This window comes from Dactylosporangium sp. McL0621 (assembly GCF_049995355.1).
Taxonomy (GTDB): Bacteria; Actinomycetota; Actinomycetes; order Mycobacteriales; family Micromonosporaceae; genus Dactylosporangium.
Genome location: NZ_CP188259.1, coordinates 3365279 through 3390276, shown reverse-complemented (window position 1 = coordinate 3390276; position 24998 = coordinate 3365279). Strand labels below are relative to the sequence as shown.

Sequence of the window (24998 nt, the reverse complement as noted above, 5' to 3'; positions counted from 1 at the left end):
CACCGTCAGGGGCGGCGGGGGCGCGCGGCCGTCAGCACCGCCACCGCGGCCAGCACGAGCAGCGCCGCCCCCAGGGCCAGGGCCGGCGGCCCCAGCGACGGCACGCCGCGCAGTTCGGGCGGGGCCGCGGCCGCCCAGGCCGCCACCGTGGCCGGCACCGCCACCACCCCCGCGAACGCGACGAGCAGGAGGGCGGCGAGCGGCTCGACGACCCGGGCCCGCCGCGCCGCCAGGCCCTGGGCCCGCAGCGCCCGCAGGTCGCCGGAGGAGCCCTCGACGGTACCGCTGAGCAGGGCCGCCGCCGCGAGGACCACGGCCAGCAGGCCGGCCACGAGGTAGAAGCGCAGGCCCAGCGCCGAGCCCTCCCCCGCCAGGGCGGCCCGGGCGTCGGCGATCGTGCGCCGCTCGGTGACCGTCACCCCGTTGGCGGCGAGCGCGTCGAGCAGCGCCGGCGGCGCGTCGGCCGAGAGCCACACCTGCGCGCCGGTCGCGGAGCTGTCGGTGGAGAGGCGGTCGGCGTACTCGAGGTCGACGAGCAGGCCGCTGGTGCCCAGGCGGGGCAGGCGCGGCACGGTCGCGGCGACCGTCGCCGGCAGGGGGCGCTGGCGGTCGAAGACGGTCAGCTGGCCGTCCGGCGGCAGCGGGCCGGTCGACACCACGGGCAGGACCGCCGGGCCGTTGCCGGGGCGCAGGACCCCGGTGCCGGCGCCCGGGCCGGGCGGCAGCTTCAGCAGGACGTCGGCGCCCTGGGCCGTGGCGGTACCGCCGGGCGGGGCCTGCCAGGCCGTCGCCGGGGCGTTGTGCAGGGTCAGCTCCAGGGCCGGGCCGGCGTACGTGGCCAGGCGGAACGCGATCTGGAGCAGGCGGCAGCCGCCGGAGCAGGGCGCGGCCGCCGTGTAGGTGTGGCGGTCGGGCCGGACGGCGCCGAACTCGACGGTGGCGTTCGGGCGGCCGTCGAGCGGGGCGACGACGGCGGAGAACGCGTCGTCGGTGCGGTCCAGGTGGGTGACGGTGATGTCGAGGCTGAGGCTGCTGCCACGCACGACCGCCGGCTCGCCGAGGTCGCTCGGGTGCAGCCGCGCGGACAGGCCGTCGCCGAAGGTGAGGCGCGGCGCGTCGACGGCCAGGCCGCCCGGGAACGGCACGACCGCCATCGCGTGGCGGCCGCCCGGGTCGGCGGCGTGCACGGCGTCGAGCAGCGCGCGGCGGCTCGGGGCGCTGACCGACAGTACCGTCGCGGCGCCCATCTCCCGATCGGCGCGCTCGTCGCGGCGCTGCCCGGCGGTGGTCGTGGCCGCGGCCGCGAACGCCAGCGAGGACAGGGCGACCACCAGCACGGCGAGCAGGCGGGCCGACGACGGGCGGCGGGCCAGCCCGAGCCCGGCGAGCGCGCCGGTCAGCCGGCCGCGGCGCAGGGCCAGCCGGCCGAGGCGGGCCGCGAGGGGCGGGGCGGCGACGGCGGCCAGCAGCGCGGCGGCCAGCAGGACCAGCGCGGGGGCGAGGCCGGCCACGCCGCCGCTGGAGCCGCGGACCTGGAACGTGGCGGCGGCCGCGGCCACGGCGGCGAACGCGGCGAGCCGGGCGCCCCACCGCCCGCCGCGCGCGTCGATGCGGCGCAGCAGCGTGGTGACCGGGCCGGAGACGGTGCGGATGCCGACCGCCAGGCCGGCCAGCAGCGCGCCGAGCACGGCCACGGCCGCGTAGAGCGGGGCGCCGGGGGTGCTCCAGCCGCCGATCGCGGTGAACCCGGCCAGGGCGCCGAGCAGCATCGGGACGAGCGTCTCGCCGGTCGCCAGCCACCAGCGGCCGGGGCGGGACACGCCGCGCAGCGCGATGATGCCGTGCTCGAAGCGGCGGGCCCGGGTCGCGGCGGCCACGGCGAGGATGATGACGGCCCAGGCGAGCACCAGGATCGGGGCGACGGCGAACGGCACCGTCCGGCGCACGTCGGCCCGGCGCGCGTCGATGCGGTCGAGCAGGTTGCCGAGCTCGGTGGTGAGCCGCGCGCCGCTGTTGCTGCGCCGCTCGGACTCGTCCACCCACTCGCGCAGCTGGGCGAGGTGGGCCACGCTGATCGCGCCCGGCTCCGGGTACGCGTCGAAGGTCTGCAGGTCGGCCGGGCGGGCGATGGTGGCCAGGGTGCGCCGGTCGACGACGTACGCGGGCCCGCCGGCGTCGGTCAGCGCGCCGCCGCTGCCCCAGTAGGGCTCGGTGCCGTCGGTCGCGCGCACGATCCCGACGACCGTGAGCGGGGTGGGCGGGCCGGCGGCGAGGTAGCGGTTGTTCGTCGAGTCGTACATCGAGCCGGTCAGCTCGACCGCGTCGCCGGGCCGCAGGTGCAGCCGCTCGGCCGCGTTCACCCCGAGCACCGTGTCGCCCGTGCCCATCAGGCACCGCCCGGCGACGACGGCGACGTGGTCGCACAGGCCCTCGCGGTACACCACCCGGGAAAGCTGCTCGGGATCGGCGACCGGCACGGCGGCCGGCTGCGCGGCGAACTGGGCGGTGAAGACCGACGTGTAGCCGGGCGCGTCGAGCCAGCCCGAGCCCAGGCGCTCGAACGTGTTCGGGATCGTGCCGTCGTTGCCGGACTCGACCGTGCCGCTCACGAGGATGTTGCGCTCGCTCACCGAGGCCTGGGCGACGGCGGCGTCGACGATCTGCCGGTCGGTGCGGGCGACGTAGACCGGCGCGGCCACGGCGGCGACCGTGGCCAGCGCGGTGAGCAGCGCCACGGTGAGGGCCCGGCCGAGGCGGGAGCGCAGCATCCCGAGCACGAGCGCGGTCATCGGCGGCCCGCCCGGACAAGCGCCACGGCGCCGAAGAGCACCAGCGCGGCCGCCCCGGCGACGAGCAGCGCCAGGGGCTGGACCGCGGGCGTCGGCACCGGCCACTGGTCGGTGAAGGCCCGCACGGGCGGAGGGGCAAGGGCCCGCAGCAGTACCGCCGCCAGGACGCCGAGCACCACGGCGACGAGCACGGGGACGACCGCGGTGCGCCGCTCGACCCGCGCCAGCAGCCGCCGCGGGAGGCCCTGCCGGCGCAGCGCCGCCCGCTCCGCGTCGCGGTCGCGGCGGTCGACGGCGGCGACCACGAACGCGGCCACGGCGGCGAGCAGCAGCACGATCCCGGCGCCGGCCACGTCGCCGAGCGCGGTGACGGCCGGGGCGAGCCGGTCGGCGCGGGCGGTGGCGGCGGCGAGGCTGTCGCTGCCGGTGATGTCGAGCCCGGCCGAGCGCAGCCGGGCGATGACGGCGTCGCCGGCGCCCGCGGCCAGCCACACCTCGGGGCGCTCGGCGGACGGGACGGTGCCGACGGCCACGGCCGTGATCCGGGCGGCGTACTCGAGGTCGACGAGGATGCCGGAGCCGCCGCCGCGCGGGACGAGCGCGGCCGGGCGCGGGGCCAGCGGTACCGACGCGCCGAAGACGCTCACCGCGGGCTGGTCGTGGCGGTCGTTGTCCGCGGCGCCCCCGGCGGCGAGGGCGGGCAGCGGGACGGGGGCGTCCACGACGTACAGCCGGCTGTCGACCGGCCGCTGGGTGCGCGGCTGCGCGTCGCCGAGGCGCAGCACCCCGGCGGTCTGCACGACCTGGATGCCGGCCGCGGCCTGGGCGACCGTGGTGCGCCAGCGGGCCGGGTCGGCGAAGACGTCCCCGGCGACGACCGTCGCGCCGCCGGCGGTGAGCTCGCGCAGCTCGACCGTCCCCCGGTCGGCCTCGACCGCCTCGACGCGGCAGCCGCGCGCGCAGGCCGGGACGACGGCGGTGAAGGGCTCCGGCTGGTGCGACAGCGGCCCGAACTCGGCCACGGCCTGCTCGCCGGTGCCGTCGGCGGCGAGCAGGACCCGCACCCGGTTGCCGTCGCCGCCGGCCCGCAGGGCCAGGTCGGTGCCGGTGAAGCGCAGCGGCGCCGGGGCGGCCGGGTGCAGGGCGGCCCCGTCGACGCCCGCGACCGCGCGCAGCCGCCCGGCGTCGACGGCGACGACGGGCGAGGGTCCGGCCGCGCCGGTGACGACCACCGCCATCGCCTCGCGCCCGCCCGGGTCGGCCGCGCGGACCGCGGCGAGCAGCCGCTCCCGCGCGACCGGGGCGACGCGCAGCACCCGGTCGGCGCCGAGCTCCACCCGGGCCCGGTCGGCCCGGGCGGCGGCCCCGCCCTGCCAGTCCTGGGCGGCCAGGGCCAGCACGCAGGTGGCCGCGGCGAGGACGGGGATGATGCGGAAGGCCGTGCGGCGCCGCCCCAGCGTCAGCCCCGCGAGGGCCGCGCTCAGCCGGCCCGCGGCCAGGGCGTGGCGCCCGTAGAGGCCGGCGCCGGCCAGCAGCAGCCGGGTGCCGAGCACGCCGAGGCCGGCCGCGACGAGCAGCGGGGCGACCTGGGCCAGGCCGAAGCCGGTGTCGCGGCGCACGTCGGCCGCGGGCGCGGCGACGATCTGGAACAGGGCGGCGCCGGCGAGGCCGAGCGCGCAGACCTCGGCGGTGGCGGCGGCGAGCGGGCGGCGCGGGCGCACGTCGCGCATCAGGTCGGTGACCCCGCCGCGGGTGGCGCTCCAGTCGGCGGCGGCCACGATCACGACCCCGGCCGCGAACAGCCGCGGCGACCAGATCGAGCCGACCGCGAGCGGCACCAGGCTCTGCCCGGCGGTCGCGGCCCGGATGCGCCAGCCGGGCAGGCCCCGCACGGCCAGCCGGGCGGCGTCGCCGCGGCGCTCCTGGGCGGCGTAGGCGGCCGCGACCGCGACCGCCAGCCCGCCGAAGAGCAGGATCTGGGCCTCGGCGAGCCCGACGCCGCGGTGCACCGAGCGCCGGTCGGCGGCCACCGCTTCGGCGAGGGCGGGCGCGCCGGAGGTGACCTCGAAGCGGGCGTTGCGCAGCCGGTCGAGGACGGTCCGCAGCTCGGCGGCGTCGTCGAACGCCCCGGGCTCCAGCACCGCGTCGAACGTGGCGGTGAGGGTCGCCTCGGCCGCGGTGACCGTGGGGGCGGTGGTGTAGGCGGCCACGCCGTCCTGCCCGGCCCAGAACCAGCCGGCCGGGTCGGCGGGGGTGAAGATGCCGACGACCTCCAGGGCGACCGGCACGCCGGTCAGCCCGGTCTCGTGCACGAGCTTCGCGCCGACCTCGACGCCGAGCAGCCGGGCCAGCTCCTCCGGGAGCACCACCTCGCCGTCGGCGCCGACGCACCGGCCCTGCCGCAGCTTCAGGTTGCCGCACAGCTGCTCGGCCGAGCGCAGCTCGGCGCTCTGCCGCCGGGGGCCGGCCGGGTCGACCAGGTCGCCGGGGACCCGCAGGCCGCCGGCGCGCTCGTCGACCGGCACGTCGACGAGGGCGGACATGTGCCGCAGCGTGTCCTCGGGCCGGTCGCCGCTCGACACGGTGCCGCGCACGCGCAGGGTCCGCTCGGCGACGGTGGCCGCCGCGACCCGGGCCCGCACGGCGTTCTCCCCGGCGGTGCCGGCGGCCCCGGCCGCGATCCCGGCCGCGACGGCGGTCACCGCGGCCAGAGCCAGCATCACCAGCGCCTGCACCCGCCGCGCCCGCAGCGCCCCGAACACCAGCCCCCACATCGGCCTGACCCTAGCGTCAGCCGAGCACGGCCACCAGGAACTGCGATGCCGCGGTGAAGGGGCGGAGGTCCCACGTCGACAGGAGCAGGTCCTCACGCAGCCCGGCGGCGGCCGCGTCGGCGCGGAAGTCGTCGAAGGCGTAGCCGCGCCCCGCGCCGAAGCCGACCACGACCCGCCCGCCCTCGCCCAGGTGGGCCTTGAACCGGCGCAGGATCTCGACCCGGGTCGAGGGGGCGACGAAGGCGATGACGTTGCCGGCGCAGACGACGGCGTGGAAGCCGGCCACCGGCAGCTCCAGCTCGGCGAGGTCGCCGACGAGCCAGGTGGGGCCCGGGTGGTCCTGCTCGGCGACGGCGACGAGCTCGGGGTCGAGGTCGACGCCGACCACCTCGTGCCCGGCCGCGTGCAGGAACGCCCCGACCCGCCCGGTGCCGCTGCCGGCGTCGAGGATCCGCGCGCCGCGGGGCACCATGGCGTCGATGAGCCGGGCCTCCCCCGCCAGGTCGGCCCCGCCCGCGGCGAGGTCGCGGAAGCGCTGGACGTACCAGCCGACGTGCCCCGGCTCCTCGGCCTTGCGCCGCAGCCAGGCGTTCTCGTCCTCGGCCACGCGGGCCCCCTCTCGTGAAACTTGCGGTGCAAACCTATCCAAATGCTCAACCGGGCCGCCCGCCGGCCGATCAGCAACTCATGCGCTCCGAACTCGACGACGGGGTGGTCGGCGCCGATGCCCTGCAGGGGATCGTGTGGCAGGTGTGGACCGCGTACCCGGGCGGGACGCCACCCGCCGGTCCGCCGCCCGCCGATGCCTGCGCCGGGCCGTTCGACGTGACGGCCGGCGTGTCGATCGCGGGCGCCTGGAACGGGCACGTGCTCCTGCGCTGCCGGGCCGACGGGGCCGCCGCCATCGCCGCGGCGATGCTGGAGATGCCGGCCGGCAGCGTCCGCCCCGAGGACGTCGTCGACGCCGCCGGGGAGCTCATGAACATCATCGCCGGCAACGTGAAGAGCCTCCTGCCGCAGCCGTCGGTCGTGGCGCTGCCCCAGGTGGTGCTCGGCGAGGCCGACGTGGTCTGCCCGGGCAGCACCGCCTCGTGCGAGCTGCGGACCGCGTTCGAGCAGTGGCCGGTACACCTGTCGGTGCTGGAGGTGCCGGCTAGCCGAGCAGGCTGACCACGTCCACGACGCCGTCGACGCGCTCGACCCGCCGCACGAAGGACGGGATCGCCGCCTCGCGCCGGACCGCGCCCAGCAGCGTCACCACGCCGTCGGCCACCTCCACCTCGACCCCGGACCGCGAGCACAGCCCGGCGACCTCGCGGCGGATCTCCTCGTCGCTGCGCAGGAACACCTTGAGCAGGTCGCGGCGGGTCACCAGGCCGACGAGGCGACCGGTGCCGTCGACGACCGGCAGGCGCCTGAGCCCGGCCGACTCCATGATCCGGGCCGCCGTGGGCAGCGGGGCGGTGCCCGCGACGGTGATGGCCGGCGCGCTCATGAGCTCGCCCGCCACGGCGGCGCGGGCCTTGCCGGAGCCGGCGTGCTCGATCCGGGGCAGCAGGTCGGCGGAGGACACCACCCCCACCACGTGATCGGCGGCATCGACCACCGGGACCGCGTTGACGCCGTGCGCCTCCAGCAGGTCGACGATCGCCTTGAACGGCGTGTCCGGGGTCACCGACACCGCGCCGAAGGTCATGACATCCGCGACATTCCACCGGCTCATTCCGGGCCTCCTTCGCATCTGCCCCGACCGTAGGCGGGGCGCGGAGCCGGGTCGTAGGGCCGAAGGACCCGTCCGTGGGGTACCATGGCCGCGTGATGCTGGGTTATCGCGCGTTTACCGTGGCTCCGGGTGGAGCCGGCGGCCGCTTGCGCTGACCTAGTACACCCGGAGCCAGCAAGGGCAGAGACGTCGGAGTCTCTGCCCTTCGTCGTGTCAGACGGCGGGCTGGTGTGACCGGGCCCGCCTCCCATTTCAGCGGTGAGGACCCAAGGCATGGAAACCAGCAACCTGCGCGTCACCGGATACCGCCCGCTGTTCTCGCCGCGGGAGCTCGTCGCCGAGCTGCCGATGGACGACGAGCGCGCCGCGGTCGTGCAGCGCGGCCGCGACGACGTGCACGGCATCGTGACCGGCGCCGACGACCGGCTCCTCGTGGTCGTCGGGCCGTGCTCGGTCCACGACCCGGTGGCGGCGGTGGACTACGCGCAGCGCCTGGCCGTCGCGGCCGGCCGGCTGTCGGCCGACCTCGCCGTGGTGATGCGGGTGTACTTCGAGAAGCCCCGCACCACCGTCGGCTGGAAGGGCCTCATCAACGACCCCGGGCTCGACGAGACCTTCGACGTGCCGCGGGGGCTGCGCCTGGCCCGGCGGCTGCTGCTCGACGTGCTCGGGCTCGGCCTGCCCGTCGGGTGCGAGTTCCTCGAGCCGACCAGCCCGCAGTACATCGCCGACGCCGTGTCGTGGGGCGCGATCGGCGCCCGGACGCCGGAGAGCCAGGTGCACCGCCAGCTCGCTTCGGGCCTGTCGATGCCGGTCGGGTTCAAGAACGGCACCGACGGCGACGTGCAGGTGGCGATCGACGGATGCCGTACCGCCGCGAGCCGCCACGTGTTCTTCGGCGTGGACGAGGACGGCCGGGCCGCGGTCGTCTCCACGGCCGGCAACCCCGACTGCCACATCATCCTGCGCGGCGCCCGCACCGGCCCGAACTACGGCCCCGGCGACGTCGCCGACGCGCTCGCCCGCCTGGAGAAGGCGCAGATGCCGCGCCGGCTCGTGGTCGACGCGAGCCACGGCAACAGCGGCAAGGACCACGTGCGCCAGGCCGTCGTGGCCCGCGAGGTCGCCGAGCAGGTGGCGGCCGGCCAGGAGGGGATCGCCGGGGTCATGCTGGAGAGCTTCCTCGCGGCCGGGCGGCAGGACCTCGGGGGCGAGCTGACCTACGGCCAGAGCGTCACGGACGCGTGCATGTCCTGGGACACGACCGAGGCGCTGCTGGACGACCTGGCCGCCGCCGTGCGCGCCCGCCGCGGCTGAGCGTTCAGGCGAAGACCGGTGGCTGTCCGGTCGCCTCGAGCACGGACAGCCACAGGTCGCCGTCGGGGTCGACCAGGTTGCGGGAGCTGATGGCCAGAGCGATCGGCACGTGCACGAACCGGCCCCGCCAGCGGCCGACGACCATCTCGGTGCGCCCCGCCATCGCGGCGTGCGCGGCGGCGTGGGCCAGGCGGATGCAGTACACGCTGTCGTACGGGTCGGCCGGGACGCTGCGGATGGTGTAGCTCGGGTCGATGTACTTGAGGTTCGCCTCGACCCCGGCGGCGGCGAAGTGCTCGGCGATGCGCCCCCGCAGGTAGCGCCCGAAGTCCTCCAGCCGCACGTTGCCGGACGCGTCGCGGCCGCTCGCGGTGAGGTACTCCTGCCCCGCCCCCTCCGCGACGACCACCATCGCGTGCCCGCGGTCCACGACCCGCCGGCGCAGGTGCTCGAGGAACCCGCCGGGCCCGTCGAGCGCGAACGGCACCTCGGGGATGAGCACGTAGTCGGCGTCGTTGTTGGCCAGCGCCGCATAGCAGGCGATGAAGCCCGAGTGCCGGCCCATGAGCTGGACCAGCCCGATGCCGTTGGGGAACGCGGTCGCCTCGACGTGCGCGGCGCGGATCGCCTCCGTCGCCTTGCCGAAGGCCGTCTGGAAGCCGAACGAGCGCTCGATGTACGGGATGTCGTTGTCGATGGTCTTCGGCACCCCGACGACGGCGATGCGCAGGCCCCGCTCCGCGACCGTCTCGGCGATGCGCAGCGCGCCGCGCATCGAGCCGTCACCGCCGATGACGAACAGCACGTTGATGCTGAGCTGCTCCAGGCAGTCCACGATCTCGTCCGGGTCCTGGTTGCCCCGCGACGTGCCGAGAATGGTGCCGCCGTACTCGTTGATGCCGGCCACCGCGTCGGGGTCCAGGTCCACGACGGGCCGGCCGTAGCGGGCGGTCATCCCCTGGTACCCGTTGCGGAACCCCACGATCCGGCGCACGCCGTAGTGGTTCGTCAGCTCCAGCACCAGCGCCCGGATGACGTCGTTGAGGCCCGGGCACAGCCCGCCGCACGTGACGATGCCGACCCGCGTCTTGGACGGGTCGAAGTAGATCTTCGAGCGCGGACCGCCGGGCTCGAACCCGGGCAGCTCCGCCACCGGCACGCCGCGCGCGGCGACCAGCGCGACGGTGTCGTCCAGCAGCACCCGGTCGGCCTCGTCCACGTAATGCCACGTCGTGCCCTGGCGGCGCAGCAGGGCCGAGAGCGGCGAGTCGATCCGCCCCTCGCCGAGCCGGGCGATCTCGAGCCGCGCGCGTTCGTCGACCATGCGCACCATCGTCCGCCCGCGGCGTTTCGCGCCGGTTAATCGGTTGAGGCGGCCGGCGGTGGCGCGCCAAGCTGAGGGCATGCGGGTCACCTTCATCCGGTTCCCCGACCACCAGCGGGCGCATGTCGTCGTCGAGCGCGACGACGGCGTCGTCTACCGGCTCGACTCCGGCCCGGCCGGCCCGGAGACGCCGCACGACCTCGTGCACTACACGGTCGAGGACGCCCTCGCGGTGCCCGACGGCATCTGGGGCGCGATCGCCGGCGGCGTGGTCTTCCACAGCATGCGGCACGTCGCGGGCCGGCGGCCGCCGCACGCGGCCGAGCGCTCCAAGGACATGATCCGCGAGCACCGCGACCGGCTGCAGCGCGCCGAGCTCATCGGCGGGCTGTGCGAGCGCGCCGCCGCGCTGTCCGATGCCGACCTGCCCCGGTTCGCCGCGCGCGAGCCGTTCATGCCGCTGACCGTCGAGCAGCTGCGCACGGCGGCGCGGGCGCTGCACCGGGCCGCCGCGGCCTGGGCGGAGCTGGGCGCCGGGGAGGAGCTGCGCCTGGAGTGGCCGGGCTGGCGCCGGCTCACAGCAGCGGCGACGCCTGAGCGGACGCAACGACCGGGACGATCTCGAAGTCGACCAGGTCGTTCCAGCGCGCGACCCAGGTCATGAGCAGGGTCAGGTCGTCGCACTCCATGAGCTGGTAGCAGCGGCCGAAGTCGGCCGTGACCCAGCTGTCGACGTACCGCAGGCCCTCCGGGATCATCCGGCCCTGCTCGCGGGCCCGCTCGTACACCGGCCGCGCCTGTCCGCCGCGGAACGTCTCGACCACCATGAACAGCATGTGCTCACGGTAGCGACCGGGTCCCGGACGACCACCCCACCGGCGTCGTCCGGGACCCGGGCGTCCTCATGCGGGCAGGTTCCAGCGCTGGTTCGCGCCCGCGAAACAGGTCCAGATCTGCAGCCGCGCGCCGTCGGCCGTCGAGTTGTCGGTGACGTCGAGGCACTTGCCGAGCGCCCGCAGCGTCCCGTCCGCGTTCGCCGTCCAGGTCTGCGCGGCCGAGCCGTTGCAGTCGTACAGCTGCACCTTCGTCCCGTCCGTCGCGGTCGCGCCGGTCACGTCGAGGCACTTGCCCAGGGCGCGCAGGGTGCCGTCGGTGCCGACCGTCCACTGCTGGGCGCCGGTGCCGTTGCAGGTGTACAGCTGCACCGCCGTGCCGTTGGCCGAGCCCCCGCCGGCGACGTCGACGCACTTGCCGCCGAGCCCGGTGATCTGGCCGGTCCGGGTCGGCGTCGACGTGCCCGCCTTCCACGTGAACGTCGCCGACGTCTTGGCCGGCAGGCTGTACGTGAAGTGCTGGCCGCTCCAGTTGACGGTCACCGCCTGGGTGCTGCCGGTGTTGTTGTACGCGATGAGCGCGCGGGTCCCGTCCGGGTTGAGGTACGCGATGTTCGGCACGCTCGCGTTCGCCGTGGAGTCCACCCGCGAGGCGCCGGGCCGGACGAACTTGGTGAGGTGGCCCATCGTGTAGTACTCGATGGTGTAGTCGACCTGCCCGGAGCGCGAGTCTCCGTTGTGGACGGTGATCAGGCCCGTGCAGGTACCGCAGCCGCCGTAGTGCGGGCCCATGTTCTGGTCCACGGCCAGGCTCCACTTGGTGAAGCTCTTGGACCAGTTCCGGCCGTAGTCGATCATGTTGAGCATGTCTTCCTGCTGCTGGTTCGCGATCCACGTGCCGCCGGAGTGCTCGGTGCTGTAGGCGTTGACCGCCGGGTACTGGTTGTGCACCGACGTCTGCTTGGTGACGTCGCCGCCGTAGCCGTGCCAGGCGATGCCGCCGAACAGGGAGTCGTTGCGGATCGCGGCGTCGTTGACGGACTGGGCGGCGTAGGAGTCGTACACGTCCCAGTTCCAGTCGTGCACCAGCACCTTGGTGGACAGCCCGGCCGCGTGGAAGGCGGGCAGCAGGTTCGAGCCGACGAAGAAGTCCAGGCCATTGGCGTTCCAGCTCATCGACGGGTACCCGGCGCAGCAGGTGGGCTCGTTCTGCGGGGTCACGAAGTCGACCTTGACGCCCTGGGCCTGGTACGCCTGGACGTACTTCACGAAGTACTGGGCGTAGGCCGCGTAGTACTGGGACTGCAGCCAGCCGCCGTTGAGGCTGCCGCTGTCCTTCATCCAGCCCGGCGCCGTCCACGGGCTCGCCATGGTCGTGAGCTGCGGGTTGAGCTGCTGGGCCTGCTTGGTGAGCGGCAGTACGTCGGCGAGGTCGTGGGCGATGCTGAAGTTGGCGAGGCCCGGGTCGGTCTGGCCGGCCGGGCGGTCGTCGTAGGAGTACCCGCTGCGGGCCAGGTCGGAGGCGCCCATCGGGTTGCGCAGGAAGCTCAGCCCGATGCCGTTGACCGGGTCGAAGAGCTTCTGCATGACGGCGGTGCGGGTGCTCGCCGACAGCGCGCCGGAGCTGTTCATGAGCCAGGCCGCGGTGTCGGTGAAGGAGGCGCCGCCGCCGGTGAACGTCTGGTACTTGGTGGCATCGTTGACCGTGATGGTCTGGCCGCTGCCCACGCCGGTGGTGAAGGTCAAGGCCGGCTGCTGGGCCAGGCCGCGGGTGACGGTGCGGCCGCCGGCGTCGCTGGTGGTCGTGAGCCAGACGTTGACGGACTCGCCGGCGGCGAGCGCGTTCGGCGCGGCGATGAAGCCGGCCACGCCGACGGTCGCCGCCGCGAGGGCGGCGATCCCGTAGCGGAGCTTGATGCGGGGGCGGTGCATTGCGGCCTCCTCGGCCAATATGAAGGCGGTGCGGACGCCGACGGCGATGTAACGGAATGAAACGTCCTGTAACATCGCTGGGCATCAGCAAACCGCTGCGGGGATTGACTGTCAAGAGTCCTTATAGAAAGAGGCGCGCCGATGGCGGGGCATCGACGGGTGACCGTGCGCGACATCGCGGCCGAGACGGGCATGTCGATCGCGACCGTGTCGCGCGCGCTGAACGACCACCACGCGGTCACGCCCGCCACCCGGGCGCTGGTGCACGAGGCGGCCGAGCGGCTGCGGGCCCGCATCGGGGTGAGCGGCCGGTCCAAGGGCGGGGCCGTCTTCGTGCGCTGCCCGTACGTGCTCACCGACTACTTCGGCCTGATCGTCTCCTCGATCGCCGAGACGCTGACCCTGCACGGCCGCCAGCTCGTGCTCACCGCCGGCGAGGCGGGCCAGCGCACCCCGCTGCTGGCCGACCTCGACGGGCGCGAGGGGGTCACCGGTGTCATCGTGATCCTGCCCCCCGAGCCCGGCGACGACCTCGTGGAGCTGCAGCGGCGCCGGATGCCGTTCGTGGTCGTCGACCCGCGCACCACCCTCCCCCGCGACATCGTCTCGGTCTCGGCCGCGCACTTCGCCGGCGCCCGCCGCCTCACCGGCCACCTGGTCGAGCTCGGCCACCGCCGCATCGGCGTGATCGGCGGCCCGACCGAGTGGCTGGCCAGCGACGCCCGCCTGGCCGGGCACAACGCGGCCCTCGCCGACGTCGGCGTGCTCCCCGCCGCGGAGCTGCTGCGCAGCGTCGAGCCGACCACCGGGCGCGGCCACCGCGCCGCCGGCGAGCTGCTCGACCAGCCGGCGCGCCCGACCGCGCTGGTCTGCTTCAACGACAAGGCCGCGGTCGGCGCGCTGCGGGCCGCCGCCGAGCGGGGCCTGCGCGTGCCGGAGGATTTGTCAATCACCGGTTTCGATGACCTCGACCTGGCCCAGGCGACCGGCCTGACCACGGTGCGCCAGCCGCTGCAGGAGATGGGCCGCATGGCCGTGTCGCTGCTCGTCCGGCTGCTGGAGCAGCACGAGCTCGACGCCCTGCACGTCGAGCTGGCCACCGAGCTCGTGGTGCGCTCCTCGACCGCCCCGCCGCCGCCCGTGTGACGGGTGCGATCCTGGTGGCTATGACCCCGCGCATCTGGTTCGTCCTGCAGCACCGCCCCGGCCCGGCCGCCACCCCCGGCGTCCGCATCACCGACCAGCCGGGCTTCCAGGAGCACCTGGCGTTTCTCAACCGGCGGGCGGAGGACGGCACGTTAGTCGCGGCCGGACCGTTCGACGATACGGACGGCGCGGTGGACGAGGGCATGACGGTACTGGCCGCGCCGACCCTCGAGGACGCGCGGCGCCTCGCCGAGTCCGACGACGAGGCGGTGCGCTCGGGCCTGCTCGCCGTGACCGTCCGCACGTGGACGGTCGTCATGACCCCCGGCGTCGCGGAGGACTGACCCGCTCGCCGGTTGACCCGCTTCGCTCGGGGGTCAGTCGCCTCCCGGCCCGGGAGTGCGATAGCGGAGGTACACGACGCCGTTGGCGAACCGGTGCTCGTCGAGCAACTCGAGGGCGCCGCGCATGTCGGCCGGCAGGGCCGGCTTGCCGCCGCCGACGACGTGGGGCCAGACGAGGAGCTGGCACTCGTCGACCAGGCCGGCCGCGAAGGCCTGCGCCGCGAGGTTCGCCCCGCCGATGAGGAGATCGCGGCCGGCGGTGGCCTTCAGCTCGCGTACCGCGGCGGGGTCGCCCTCGAGCAGCTCGCCGTCGACGACGTCGGTGAGGTCGACGCGGAGGCCGGCTAGGAGATCAACGCGTTTGCGGCGGCCTTGCGCGCCGGGTTGGCGCTGCCCCGGCTCGCGTCCGGGTGGACGCGGTTGGTCAGCAGGACCAGGATCGCGCGGCGGTGCGGGTCCAGGACCATCGACGTGCCCGTGAAGCCCGTGTGGCCGAAGGCGCCGCGGCCCGCCAGGCGGCCCATGTACCAGCTCTGGTCGATGTCGAAGCCGAGCCCGTGCGCCGCCGCGGCGCCGAAGCGCGTGTTCTGGTTCGTCCGGAGCTGCTCCACAGTGGACGGTTTGAGCAGCGGGCCGCCGCCGTCGAGCAGGGCCCTTCCGAACCGGGCCACGTCGGCCGCGGTCGAGAAGATGCCCGCGTGGCCGGCCACGCCGCCCAGTCCGGCCGCGGCGGGGTCGTGGACGGTACCGCGGATCCCACCCTCCGTCGCGGCGATGCGGTGCAGCAGCGAGGGCGGCGGGAGGTACCCGGTGTCGGCCAGGCCCAGGGGCGCGGCGATCTCGCGCCGCACGAGGGTGTCGAGGTGCTCGCCGTGCAGGCCGGTGACGATCGCGCCCAGGGCGATGAAGTTCTGGTCGGCGTACAGGAAACCGGTCCCGGGCGCGGCGACCGGCGGCTGCCCGAGCACCGACGCGAGGCGCTCGTCGGGGGTGTCGCCGGACAGCGGCGTGTCCTTCGACAGGCCCGAGGTGTGGGTGAACAGCATGCGGACCGTGATCCCGGGCTTGGCCTCGAAGAACGGCACGTACCGCGACACCGGCGCGTCGAGGTCGAGTTGCCCGCGCTCGACCAGCCGCAGGGCGAGCACGGCGGTGAACGTCTTGGTCAGTGAGGCCAGGTCGTAGAGGGTGCCGGGGCCGGCCGGGACCCGGCCGGCGGCGGGCAGCTCGGTCTTGTCCGCCGCGTACCGCACCGCGTCGCCGACCGCGAAGTGCGCGGCGACGCGGCCGTCGAGCGCGGCGAAGGCGACGCCGCCGGGGTACAGCGGGTGCTGCGGGTTCTCCGGCGTTGTGCTCAGGTAGCGGCCGACCGCGGCGCGCAGCCCGGCCTCGTAGCGGGTCACCGGCGGGGTGGCCCAGGCCTCGGGCGTCCCGACCGGGATCGACCACGCCGAGGTGCCGGCCGGGGGTGCGGCCTCGGCCGGCGCGTGGACGGTCCTCGGCGGCGCGTCGCACGCCGCGGTCACGGATGCGGCGCTCAGCAGCAGCAGGCCGCGCCGGGTCAGCCTCACTCGGGCGAGCGGACGGCCTCGTACACGGCCGCCATGTCGTCCTCGCCGAACCCGCGGGCGACCGCCTCGTCGAGCAGGCCGCGGGCCGCGTCCACCACCGAGGAGTCAACGCCGACCGCCGCGGCGAGCTCGCCGACGAGCCGGGCGTCCTTGGCCGCGCCCGCCGCCGGGAACGCCACCGGGTAGTCGCGCCGCTGCATGAGGGGGACCTTGAACTGCGCGTACGGCAGGTCGAGGGCCCCGCCGGCGACCAGCGGCAGGAAGTCGACGCCGATCGCGTCGGCCAGGGCGGCGCTCTGCGCGAGGGCGGCGGTCGCGGTCACCACCCAGCTGTTGACGACGAGCTTGGTGCGGCTGCCCCGGCCCGCCTCGCCCAGCCAGGTGACCTTCGCGGCGATGGGCCCGGCCAGCTCCTCGACCCGGCCCCGGACGTCCTCGGGCCCGGAGGCGAGCACGTGCAGCTTCCCCTGCTCGGCCGGGCCGCGGGTGCCCAGCACGGGCGCGTCGACGTACACCAGACCCAGCTCGTCGGCGAGCCCGGCCAGCTGGTCGGCGCCGTCCGCCCCGACGGTGCTCAGCTGCAGCCACAGGGTGCCCGGGGCCAGCCCGGGGGCCGCGGCCCGCATGACCTCGGCGACCGAGGCGTCGTCGAAGAGCATGGTCACCACCGGGTCGGCCCCGGCGACGGCGTCGGCCGGGCTGTCGGCCACGACCGCGCCGTCGGCCGCGAGGGGCTCGGCGTGGGTGCGGGTACGGTTCCACACCCGCACCTCGCGCCCGGCCCTGAGCCAGTTGCGGGCGACGGCCGCGCCCATGATCCCGGTGCCCAGTACTGCCAGTGTCATGCCCTCGATCGTGCCACGGGGCCCGCGGCTCAGGTGACGTGACCGCACACGCACGCCTGCGAGATGCTGCGCAGCATCGGGCGCGTCTGCACGGTCTTCAGCCCGGAACCGATCACCACGACCGTGGTGCCGTCGACGAGCGAGGGGACCATGCCCAGCTCGTTGTCCACGTAGTCGTTCATCGTGTGGGAGTCCTGGAAGGTGAGGTAGACGGCCTGCGCCACCCGGTGCGGGATCATCTCGCCGTCCGCCAGGTGGCAGTCGTACTCCCCGAACGCCGTCACGTTCGCGCGGTACTTCGCGTCGATGTTGGCCGGGTCGGTGACCCACTCCCCCTTCGGGCAGTCCGGGTCCTTGACGAACACGGGCTGGATCTGCGACTTGACCACGTCGAGGGTGAGCTTGCCGGCCGCCGCGGTCGTGGGTGCGGCGGACGTGGGTGCGGCGGACGTGGCCGGGGCCTGACTCGCCGCCGGGGCAGCGACCGTGGGGGCGGCGGTCTTCGGGGAGGAGCAGGCCGCGAGCAGCAGCAGGGCGGCGGCCGTGGCCGAAACGGTGAGGGTTCGCATGCCGCTCAAGGTAGAAATCGGCCCGGATCCCGGACATCAGTGTCAGCACGTATTCCCCTGATACGTCGGGTGCCCGACGATACGGTGGTGCGCACGGCCCTGCGGAGTCTGGCGGCGGCCGCGGCCGTCGCCGTCGCGGTGCTGGGCCGCGACGCCTTCGGCGCGTGGGAGCTGGCCTGCTTCGTGGCCACCGGCCTGCTGCACACCGAGGTCGGCCAGCGCATGTGGCGGGAGCGGCCGGACTCGCGGATGGGCCCGCTCATGCTCGCCGCCGGGCTGTGCTGGCTCGCCGACGGGGCGGGGCGGATCGCGCTACCGGGGCTGTTCCGCGACGACCTGATGCTGGGGATGGTGTACCAGCCGCTGGTGCTGCACTGCGCGCTGGTCATCCCGATCGGCCGGCTGCGCGGGAGGCTGGACCGGGCGACCGCCCTGGCCGGCTACCTGTTCTGGCCGGCCGCGCTCCTGGCGTGGTGGCTGACGCCCGGGCACCCGCCGGGGACCGCCGGCCTGCTGCAGCTGCGGGCCGCGACCTACCCGGCCGTGGGCGTGTTCCTGCTGCTCTTCCTGTTCCATCGGTACCGTGCGGCAACCCCGCTGTACCGTGCCGCCTACACCCCGTTCTGGATCGCCAACCTGGGCAACGTCGCCGCGACCGCGGTGGTCAGCGCCGACTGGTACGTCGGCGGCTCCATCCCCGAGATCGTCTACTACGCCGGCAGCGCCGCGATCCCGGTCGGCGCCTGGCTCAGCCTCGCCCGCAGCCAGCCGCCCCCGCCGGCGATCCGCTCGCTCGTCGCCGCCCTCGGCGCCGAGCAGCCCGCCCCGGCCGCCCTGCGCGACGCCCTGCGCACCTCCCTCGGCGACCCCAGCCTGGAGGTGCTCGCCCTCGACGAGGTCGCCGCGCACGCCCGCGACCACCCGCACACGGTCGTGACCCCGCTGCGGGCCGGCGGCCGCGCGGTCGGCGCCCTCGCCCACGACCCGGCGCTGGCCGCCGCGCCCGACGTGCTGCACGCGGTGCTGCGCATGGCCGCGCTGGTCCTGGACAACCAGCTGCGCCTCGACGAGGTCCAGCGCTCCCGGCGCCGGATCGTCGAGGCCGCCGACGCCGAGCGGCGCCGCATCGAGCGCAACATCCACGACGGGGTACAGCAGCGGCTCATCGCCGCGTCGCTGCTGCTGCGCCGCGCCCAGCGGGCCGCCGGGACGACCTCGCCGCTGCTCGACCAGGGCCTGGCCGAGCTGGACACGGCGGTGGCGGAGCTGCGCGAGATCGCGCGGGGCATGAACCCGCCGGCGCTGGTCCTGCACGGCCTCGCCGGGGCCCTGGAGAGCATCGCGGAGCGGTCGGCCGTGGCGGTGCGTGTCGACGACCGGGTCGGCGGCGCGGCGCTGAGCGACGAGACGGCCGTGACCGCGTACTACGTGGCCCTGGAGGCGGTGACGAACGCCGAGAAGCACGGCGGCGCCGACGAGCTGGAGCTGCGGCTCACCACGGCGGACGAGGAGCTCGTCGTGCTCGTGCGCGACACCGGGGCGGGCGGCGCGGCGTTCGTGCCCGGCGGCGGCCTGGAGGGGCTGCGCGACCGGGTCGAGGCGTGCGGCGGCCACCTGCTGCTGGACAGCCCACCCGGCGGCGGTACCCGGCTGACCGCCCGACTGCCGCTGACACCCGAGGAGTCGCTGTGACCGACCGGATCGTGCTCGCCGACGACTCCCTGCTGCTGCGCGTCGGGCTGGAGCGGCTGCTCGCGGCCGAGGGCTTCGAGATCGCCGGCTCGGCCGGCGACGCGGACGAGCTGCTGCGCTGCGTCGCGAAGGAGCGCCCCGACGCCGTCATCGTCGACATCCGCATGCCGCCGACCTTCACCGACGAGGGGCTGCGGGCCGCGCTGCGCCTGCGCCGCGAGGAGCCGGGGCTGGCGATCCTGCTGCTGTCGCAGTACATCGAGACCCGCGACGTGGTCACGATCCTCGAGCAGGGCGAGGCCGGGGTCGGGTACCTCCTCAAGGACCGCATCACCGACATCGACCGCTTCCTGGCCGACGTGCGCCGGGTCCTCGCGGGCGGCACGGCGATCGACCCGCTCGTCGTGGAGCGGGTCATGCGCCGCCCGCGCCGCCGCGCCGACGAGGGCATCGGCGCCCTGTCCGAGCGCGAGCGCGAGATCCTCGCCCTGATGGCCGAGGGACTGTCCAATGTGGCCGTCTCCGAGCGGCTGTTCCTGGCCGAGCGCACCGTCGAGGCGCACATCCGCAGCATCTTCCTGAAGCTCGGGCTGCCCGCGCTACCGGACACCAACCGCCGCGTGCTCGCCGTCCTGTCGCTGCTGCGCGCCTGAGCCGCGCTCCGGGCGCCGCCCCCCGAAGCTGCCCAGCGCCGCCTCCAGCAGCGGCAGGGCGTGCAGCACCTGGCGGGTGCGGATCAGGGCGTCCCAGACGCGCTCGAACTTCTTCCAGGCCCCCGCGTACGCCAGGTGCCGCAGCCGGTCGCCGGCCCGCCCGTGGCTCGCGGCGCCCCGCCAGAGCGCGCCCCAGCGGTAGAAGTCCTTGTACGCGCGCCAGTACCCGTCCTCCAGCTGCCGGGCGGTCATCCCGCGCGGCTGGTAGACGACGTGGCGGGTGTCGTACAACTCCCAGTCGCGGTGCACGATGCGCCCCTCGGCCTCGATCCGGCGGAACAGGCCGGTGCCCGGGTACGGCGTCATGATGTGGAAGGTCGCGGTCTCGATCCCCTGCGCGACCGCCCACTCCACCGTCCGGTCGAACACGTCGGGCCCGTCCTCGTCCATGCCGAACACGAAGCTCGCGTTCACCATCGCCCCTGCGTCGTGGATGCGCCGGGCCACGGCCGCGTAGTCGCGCCCGATGTTCTGCCGCTTGCGCTGGGCCGCGAGGTTGGCCGCGTTGACCGACTCGAAGCCGACGAACAGGCTGCGCAGCCCGGCGCCGGCCGCCGCCTCGAGCAGGTCCGGCGCGAGCACGGCGTCGACCGTGGAGGCCGCCTGGAACACGCGGCCCATGCCCCGCATCCCCTCGAACAGTGCCAGCGCGAAGCGGCGGTTGCCGAACAGGTGGTCGTCGAGGAAGTACAGGTGGCGGCCGGGCAGCCGGTCGATCTCGGCGAGCGCCGCGTCGACGGCCTGGGTATAGAACGACTTGCCGCCCTCGAAGAAGGCGTCCTTGTAGCAGAAGTCGCAGTGGTGCGGGCAGCCGCGCGACACCACGATCGAGTTGGGCACCAGGTAGCGATGCCGCTGGATCAGGTCGCGCCGGATCGGCGGCAGGTGCTCGAGGGTGCGTTGCTTCGAGGTGTACCGCGGCCGCGGCGCCCGGCGCCGCAGGTCGGCCAGGAACACGGGCCACGTGTCCTCGCCCGGCCCGAGGAAGACCGCGTCGGCGTGCGCGGCCGCCTCGTCGGGCAGCGAGGTGACGTGCAGCCCGCCGAGGGCGACGAATACCCCGCGGGCCCGGTACCAGTCCGCGAGCTCGTAGGAACGGCGCGCCGAGGTGATGTACACCTGGATCACGACGAGATCGGGAAGCCGGTCCCCGCCGGCCGGGTCGAAGCGTTCGACGTGCTCGTCGACGATCCGCACGTCGTCGTCGTCGGGCAGGTACGCCGCGAGGGTGGCCAGCCCCAGCGGCGGGAAGAGGGAGTACTTGATCGGGCGGAACAGCGGACTCGTGGCCTCGGTGAGCGCCGGCAGAATCATCAGGACCCGCATGCCCCCGACGCTAGGACGTGTTTCGGCGCATGCGGTGGCGGATGTGTGTGCATTCAGAAAGCGAGATCGACCCAGACGGCCGCGTGGTCGCTCGCGCCGTGCTTGGCCGCCGTCAGCTCCGGGTAGATGCCCCACAGCTTCGGCGGCTTCTTGTTCTCCGGACTGCCCCACAGGCCCTTGCGGAACACGCCGCCGCCGGTCACCTTCGCCGCCAGCGCGGGCGAGAGCAGGATGTAGTCGAGCCGGTTGGAGATGGTGCAGGACTGGAACGTGCCGGGCCGCTCCTGGCCGGTGTCCTTCGGGTCGAACAGCCCGCCGAAGGCGTCGAGGTCGTAGCAGCTGACCAGCGGCGAGCCGGCGTCGAGCAGCGGCTCCAGGGTCGGGTGGTGCTTGGGGTCGCGGCGGTCCGGGCCCTTGTTGAAGTCGCCGAGGACCGCGACGTAGTCGGCGCCGTCGGCGCGCAGCCGGTCGTAGAGGGCGCGGACCTCGGCGCTCTGCCGCGAGCGCAGCGGGTCCGGGTCGCCGGACGCGAACGACTGGCTCTTGAGGTGGTTCAGCAGCAGGTAGAGGTCCTCGCCGCCGGGCAGCCGCAGCTTGTACAGCGGGCAGTCCCGGCTGAACAGCCGCTTGCCGGCCACCGCCGGGTCGGGCACGTCGACGTGGCTGCGCACCCAGTCGATGCCGACGTCCCCGGTGCACAGCAGCCCGACGTCGATGCCGCGGGGGTCGTTGCCGTCGACGAGCATCGCGTGCTCGTACCGCCGCCCCAGCAGCTCGTCGTTGAACCGCACGAGCGCGGGCCGGTTCTCGGCCTCGACGAGGCAGAGCACGTCGGCGGCGAGGTCGCCGATCACCCGGGCGGTCATCCGGGTGCCGGTCTCGTCGACGGGCTCGGTGATGAGCTCGACCCAGCCGGTCCAGTCGCCGCGGCCGGCCGCCACGATGTGCGGCTCCCGGTCGGCGGGCGCGGCGAGGAAGTCGCCGCGGTTCTCGCGCAGCAGGGCCCACGCGGTGTCGAACTGCCGCGGGTTGAGCCGCCGCCCGTCGCGGGTCTGCACGAGCACGCCCAGCGTCACCAGGGCGTCGAGCAGCGCCGCCTTGTCTTCCGGGGTGTACTCGTCGTGCGCCGCGATCCGGTTGAAGGCTTCGAAGGCCGCGAGCGCCGGCTGGCCGGTCTCGCGCACGGTGTTGTCCATCGCCTTGGCCCGGGCGAAGAGATTCTCCACGTTGAACGTAGCGAGCCGCATGTCACGCAACGTAGCAGCCGCCCACACAACGTCAGGTCGGCTAGGCGACAAGCCCGTTCCGCTTGAGCGCCTCGTCGAGGATGCGCAGCGCCTTGGGCCCCACCCCGTGCAGCTTGCCGAGCTCGGCCGGCGGCACTCCCGCGAGGTCGCGCAGGCTGCGGTAGCCGGCGTCGTGCAGCGCCCGCGTCGCCGGCGCGCCGATCTTCGGCAGCGTGTCGAGCTCGTCGTCCACGCCGCCGATCGTACGCGGCCGGCCGTTACCCCCCGTCCGGCGCCAGGTGCCGGTTGTGCTGCTGCGTGGAGAACTCCAGGACCTCGATCATGCCGGCCAGCACGGTGTCGTCGTAGCGCTGGAGGAACGCGTTGCCCTCCTCGACGACCGGGCCGTAGATCTCGTATACCGACCGCAGGGCGAGCGGGGTCGGGCGCACCGTCACCCGCCGGCGGTCGCCCGCGTCCCGCTCGCGGGTCACGTACCCGGCGCGCTCCAGCCGGTCGATCGCCGTGGTCACCCCGCCGGTCGTCATGCCGGCCGCGACCGCCAGCTCGCCCGGCGACATCGGCCCCGCCTCCGGGCCGAACAGCAGCTCCAGGCAGCGCATGTCGGTGCGGTTGAGGCCCAGCCGGTCCGCCGCGCGCTGGTCGAGCGCGTCGACCGCCCGCTGGTACTCCTGCATCGCCCGCCCGAACGCGGCGATCAGTTCCGAACTCACCCTTGCGATCCTACCGGATCACTCGTACGCTAAGTAACTAGAAATTCTAGCGACTAGATGGGCGAGGTAACCTGACGTGAAGGTCATCATCATCGGGGCGGGCACCGGCGGCATGTGCCTGGCCCACGGGCTGCGGCGGGCCGGGGTCGACGTGGCCGTGTACGAGCGCGACCGCACCCGCGCCAGCGGCCTGCACGGATACCGGGTCGGCATCGACCCCCACGGATCGCGAGCGCTCAAGGCCTGCCTGCCCCCCGAGTTGTACCGCACGTTCGTTGCCACCTGCGCCAAGGCCCCCGAGCGCTTCATGTTCCTCGACGAGCGCCTGCGCCCGACGCTCACCCTCACGCTGCGTGAGCCCACCGACGACGTGAACGACGAGAAGTCCGTGAGCCGCATGACCCTGCGCCAGGTGCTCTTCACCGGGATGGAGGACGTGCTGCATTTCGACAAGACCTTCGTCCGGTACCAGCACGAGCCCGACGGCCGCGTCACCGCCCACTTCGCCGACGGCACCAGCGACACCGGCGACGTGCTCGTCGGGGCCGACGGGGTGCACTCCCCGGTGCGCAAGCAGCGGCTGCCGCACGCCCGGCTCGAGGACGCGGGGATCATCGCGGTGGCGGCGAAGGTACCGACGACGCCCGAGGCTCTTTCGCTCATGCCCGGAGGACTCTTTCCGGGCATCGGCATGGTGCTGGCGCCGCGCGGCATGGCGTGCATCCTGCACTCGATGGAGTTCCCCTGGACCGCCGACGGGCGCCCCAAGTCGGGGATCGGCGGCAGCGACCGGGAACTGCTCGCGGCGTGGCCCGGGCTGCTGTTCGACAACACGCGGGACTACCTGAACTGGGGGTTCTGGGCGTCGACGGACAAGTACCCGGCCGACGTCATGCAGCGCTCCGGAGCCGACCTGGCCCGGCTCGTCACCGCGATGACCCCGCGCTGGGACCCGCGGCTGCACCGGCTGTTCGCCCTCACGGACGCGAGCACCTGCTTCCCGATCACCATCCGCACGTCGGTGCGCGTCGAGCCCTGGCCCACCGACAACGTGACCCTGCTCGGCGACGCGATCCACACCATGACGCCGGGCCAGGGCGTGGGCGCGAACACCGCCCTGCGCGACGCGCACAACCTGGTGCGGGCCCTGACCGGCGGCCGCCCGCTCCTCGACGCGGTGCGGGACTACGAGCGGGAGATGATCGAGTACGGCTTCAAGGCCGTCGAGGCCTCCAAGAAGCAGACGGGCGGCGACCAGCTCGTACACCGCCCGGTCGTGGGCCGCGTGGCCCTGGCCGCGCAGCGCACCTTCCTGCGCGCGACGGACCGCATTCCGGCCCTGAAGCGCCGCTTCGAGGCCGAGCTGTACGAGGTGCGCGGCTGAGACCTACTCCGTCACGGACGTGATGCCGATGACCCGGGTGAGCGCCGCGTGCAGCTGCAGCAGCTCGTCGAGCGGCATCCCGAGCCGCTCGAACACCGCCGGCGGGATCTTCTGCGCCTCGGCCCGCAGCGCCCGCCCCGTCTCGGTGAGCGTGACCTCGAGCAGCCGCTCGTCGTGCTCGGCCCGCCGCCGGTGGATCAGCCCGCCGGCCTCGAGCCGCTTGAGCAGGGGCGAGAGCGTGCCCGGGTCGAGCTGCAGGAGCCGGCTCAGGTCCTTGACCGAGAGCGTGGCGTGCTGCCACAGGGCGAGCATCACCAGGTACTGCGGGTGCGTCAGCCCCATCGGCTCCAGCAACGGCCGGTAGAGCGCGATCACGTTGCGCGACGCCACGGCGAGCGCGAAACAGACCTGATGCTCCAGCGCGAGCGGATCGGGCACTCCTGCGTCCTCGGTCACCACGGCAGCCCTTCCTCACGACGCTGTCGGCTGCCATACTAGCGGTACACCAATAATTGGTACACCAACCATTGGACCGCAAAGGAGTGCCGCTCATGTTCGGTTTGCTGCGCCGCGACCGTGCCGCCGGGAAGAAGGACCGCGTGGGCAACTTCTTCTTCCAGATCTTCGGGCCGCCGACGGTGGAGGGCGCCATGCAGGGGTGGAGCCCGCAGGCGCGGGACCAGTACCGGCAGATGCGCGAGAACCAGCGCCGGGCCGCCGCCGCGAGGCGGGCCGCCGAGGATTCGGATCGCTGAG

The 24998-nt window shown here is 74.7% G+C and carries 25 protein-coding genes; 9 read left to right on the top strand and 16 right to left on the bottom strand.

Annotated features, from left to right (window positions below; translation table 11 throughout):
• Nucleotides 1–5 precede the first annotated feature (5 nt).
• From ACPPVO_RS15960 to ACPPVO_RS15950, 3 genes are read right to left on the bottom strand one after another with little or no spacing between them, the layout of a single operon-like run.
• The gene (locus ACPPVO_RS15960) at nucleotides 6–2789 is read right to left on the bottom strand and encodes a hypothetical protein (protein ID WP_426511982.1); all 2784 of its coding nucleotides are present in this window, start codon (nucleotides 2787–2789) and stop codon (nucleotides 6–8) included.
• Nucleotides 2786–5563 carry a hypothetical protein gene (locus ACPPVO_RS15955; protein ID WP_426511981.1) on the bottom strand — a complete coding sequence of 926 codons (2778 nt, stop codon included), beginning with the start codon at nucleotides 5561–5563 and terminating at the stop codon, nucleotides 2786–2788. Before ACPPVO_RS15955 ends, ACPPVO_RS15960 begins: the two co-directional genes overlap by 4 nt.
• Nucleotides 5564–5579: 16 nt before the next feature.
• Nucleotides 5580–6170, bottom strand: a complete 591-nt coding sequence (locus ACPPVO_RS15950; RefSeq protein WP_426511980.1) for a class I SAM-dependent methyltransferase — start codon at nucleotides 6168–6170, stop codon at nucleotides 5580–5582.
• An 80-nt stretch (nucleotides 6171–6250) separates the two neighbouring features.
• Between ACPPVO_RS15950 and ACPPVO_RS15945 the strand changes: the two genes are divergently transcribed.
• Entirely contained in the window at nucleotides 6251–6733 is a 483-nt protein-coding gene (locus ACPPVO_RS15945) for a chemotaxis protein CheX (RefSeq protein WP_426511979.1), read from the top strand.
• Here the strand turns inward: ACPPVO_RS15945 and ACPPVO_RS15940 are convergent.
• On the bottom strand, nucleotides 6717–7286 hold the full coding sequence (locus ACPPVO_RS15940; protein WP_426511978.1) for a CBS domain-containing protein: 570 nt from the start codon (nucleotides 7284–7286) through the stop codon (nucleotides 6717–6719). The two genes, ACPPVO_RS15945 and ACPPVO_RS15940, sit on opposite strands and share 17 nt — an antisense overlap.
• Before the next feature lie 273 nt (nucleotides 7287–7559).
• Here ACPPVO_RS15940 and ACPPVO_RS15935 point away from each other — a divergent pair, with 273 nt between their 5' ends.
• Nucleotides 7560–8603, top strand: coding sequence for a 3-deoxy-7-phosphoheptulonate synthase (locus tag ACPPVO_RS15935; protein WP_426511977.1), 1044 nt, complete (start codon nucleotides 7560–7562; stop codon nucleotides 8601–8603).
• A 4-nt stretch (nucleotides 8604–8607) separates the two neighbouring features.
• Here ACPPVO_RS15935 and ACPPVO_RS15930 read toward each other — a convergent pair whose 3' ends face one another.
• Nucleotides 8608–9927: an ATP-dependent 6-phosphofructokinase gene (locus ACPPVO_RS15930; protein WP_426511976.1), complete on the bottom strand. Its 1320-nt coding sequence runs from the start codon at nucleotides 9925–9927 to the stop codon at nucleotides 8608–8610.
• A gap of 79 nt (nucleotides 9928–10006) precedes the next feature.
• Here ACPPVO_RS15930 and ACPPVO_RS15925 point away from each other — a divergent pair, with 79 nt between their 5' ends.
• Nucleotides 10007–10591: a hypothetical protein gene (locus ACPPVO_RS15925; protein ID WP_426511975.1), complete on the top strand. Its 585-nt coding sequence runs from the start codon at nucleotides 10007–10009 to the stop codon at nucleotides 10589–10591.
• Here the strand turns inward: ACPPVO_RS15925 and ACPPVO_RS15920 are convergent.
• Nucleotides 10503–10763 carry a DUF3303 domain-containing protein gene (locus tag ACPPVO_RS15920; RefSeq protein ID WP_426511974.1) on the bottom strand — a complete coding sequence of 87 codons (261 nt, stop codon included), beginning with the start codon at nucleotides 10761–10763 and terminating at the stop codon, nucleotides 10503–10505. The two genes, ACPPVO_RS15925 and ACPPVO_RS15920, sit on opposite strands and share 89 nt — an antisense overlap.
• Nucleotides 10764–10829: 66 nt before the next feature.
• Entirely contained in the window at nucleotides 10830–12692 is a 1863-nt protein-coding gene (locus ACPPVO_RS15915; protein WP_426511973.1) for a ricin-type beta-trefoil lectin domain protein, read from the bottom strand.
• 141 nt (nucleotides 12693–12833) lie between these two features.
• Here ACPPVO_RS15915 and ACPPVO_RS15910 point away from each other — a divergent pair, with 141 nt between their 5' ends.
• On the top strand, nucleotides 12834–13838 hold the full coding sequence (locus ACPPVO_RS15910) for a LacI family DNA-binding transcriptional regulator (protein ID WP_360381507.1): 1005 nt from the start codon (nucleotides 12834–12836) through the stop codon (nucleotides 13836–13838).
• 20 nt (nucleotides 13839–13858) lie between these two features.
• A complete protein-coding gene (locus tag ACPPVO_RS15905; protein ID WP_360381509.1) occupies nucleotides 13859–14182 on the top strand; it encodes a YciI family protein in 324 nt (107 codons plus the stop codon).
• 33 nt (nucleotides 14183–14215) lie between these two features.
• Here ACPPVO_RS15905 and ACPPVO_RS15900 read toward each other — a convergent pair whose 3' ends face one another.
• From ACPPVO_RS15900 to ACPPVO_RS15885, 4 genes are all read right to left on the bottom strand, one after another.
• Nucleotides 14216–14422 (bottom strand): dihydrofolate reductase family protein, encoded by a 207-nt coding sequence (locus ACPPVO_RS15900; RefSeq protein ID WP_426514636.1) that lies wholly within the window; start codon nucleotides 14420–14422, stop codon nucleotides 14216–14218.
• 104 nt (nucleotides 14423–14526) lie between these two features.
• Entirely contained in the window at nucleotides 14527–15753 is a 1227-nt protein-coding gene (locus ACPPVO_RS15895) for a serine hydrolase domain-containing protein (protein ID WP_426511972.1), read from the bottom strand.
• Complete coding sequence (locus tag ACPPVO_RS15890; protein WP_426511971.1) at nucleotides 15750–16598, bottom strand: NAD(P)-dependent oxidoreductase; 849 nt, start codon at nucleotides 16596–16598, stop codon at nucleotides 15750–15752. The genes ACPPVO_RS15895 and ACPPVO_RS15890 overlap by 4 nt, the downstream gene beginning before the upstream one ends.
• 29 nt (nucleotides 16599–16627) lie before the next feature.
• Nucleotides 16628–17167, bottom strand: a complete 540-nt coding sequence (locus tag ACPPVO_RS15885) for a hypothetical protein (protein WP_426511970.1) — start codon at nucleotides 17165–17167, stop codon at nucleotides 16628–16630.
• Between the two features lie 69 nt (nucleotides 17168–17236).
• Between ACPPVO_RS15885 and ACPPVO_RS15880 the strand changes: the two genes are divergently transcribed.
• Together ACPPVO_RS15880 and ACPPVO_RS15875 are read left to right on the top strand one after the other, a co-directional pair.
• Entirely contained in the window at nucleotides 17237–18859 is a 1623-nt protein-coding gene (locus tag ACPPVO_RS15880; protein ID WP_426511969.1) for a sensor histidine kinase, read from the top strand.
• A complete protein-coding gene (locus ACPPVO_RS15875) occupies nucleotides 18856–19512 on the top strand; it encodes a response regulator transcription factor (protein ID WP_426511968.1) in 657 nt (218 codons plus the stop codon). The genes ACPPVO_RS15880 and ACPPVO_RS15875 overlap by 4 nt, the downstream gene beginning before the upstream one ends.
• On the opposite strand, the gene ACPPVO_RS15870 is transcribed toward ACPPVO_RS15875, so the two are convergent.
• The 4 genes from ACPPVO_RS15870 to ACPPVO_RS15855 are packed head-to-tail and all read right to left on the bottom strand — an operon-like array spanning nucleotide 19459 to nucleotide 22858.
• A complete protein-coding gene (locus ACPPVO_RS15870) occupies nucleotides 19459–20898 on the bottom strand; it encodes a B12-binding domain-containing radical SAM protein (RefSeq protein WP_426511967.1) in 1440 nt (479 codons plus the stop codon). The genes ACPPVO_RS15875 and ACPPVO_RS15870 overlap by 54 nt on opposite strands.
• A 53-nt stretch (nucleotides 20899–20951) precedes the next feature.
• Nucleotides 20952–22145 (bottom strand): endonuclease/exonuclease/phosphatase family protein, encoded by a 1194-nt coding sequence (locus ACPPVO_RS15865; RefSeq protein ID WP_426511966.1) that lies wholly within the window; start codon nucleotides 22143–22145, stop codon nucleotides 20952–20954.
• A gap of 40 nt (nucleotides 22146–22185) precedes the next feature.
• Complete coding sequence (locus ACPPVO_RS15860) at nucleotides 22186–22377, bottom strand: helix-hairpin-helix domain-containing protein (RefSeq protein ID WP_426511965.1); 192 nt, start codon at nucleotides 22375–22377, stop codon at nucleotides 22186–22188.
• A gap of 25 nt (nucleotides 22378–22402) precedes the next feature.
• On the bottom strand, nucleotides 22403–22858 hold the full coding sequence (locus tag ACPPVO_RS15855; protein WP_426511964.1) for a MarR family winged helix-turn-helix transcriptional regulator: 456 nt from the start codon (nucleotides 22856–22858) through the stop codon (nucleotides 22403–22405).
• 112 nt (nucleotides 22859–22970) lie between these two features.
• Between ACPPVO_RS15855 and ACPPVO_RS15850 the strand changes: the two genes are divergently transcribed.
• A complete protein-coding gene (locus tag ACPPVO_RS15850; protein ID WP_426514635.1) occupies nucleotides 22971–24242 on the top strand; it encodes an FAD-dependent oxidoreductase in 1272 nt (423 codons plus the stop codon).
• A gap of 3 nt (nucleotides 24243–24245) precedes the next feature.
• On the opposite strand, the gene ACPPVO_RS15845 is transcribed toward ACPPVO_RS15850, so the two are convergent.
• Nucleotides 24246–24698 carry a MarR family winged helix-turn-helix transcriptional regulator gene (locus ACPPVO_RS15845; protein WP_360381529.1) on the bottom strand — a complete coding sequence of 151 codons (453 nt, stop codon included), beginning with the start codon at nucleotides 24696–24698 and terminating at the stop codon, nucleotides 24246–24248.
• Between the two features lie 95 nt (nucleotides 24699–24793).
• Between ACPPVO_RS15845 and ACPPVO_RS15840 the strand changes: the two genes are divergently transcribed.
• Nucleotides 24794–24997 (top strand): hypothetical protein, encoded by a 204-nt coding sequence (locus ACPPVO_RS15840; protein ID WP_360381531.1) that lies wholly within the window; start codon nucleotides 24794–24796, stop codon nucleotides 24995–24997.
• Nucleotide 24998: the final 1 nt, after the last annotated feature.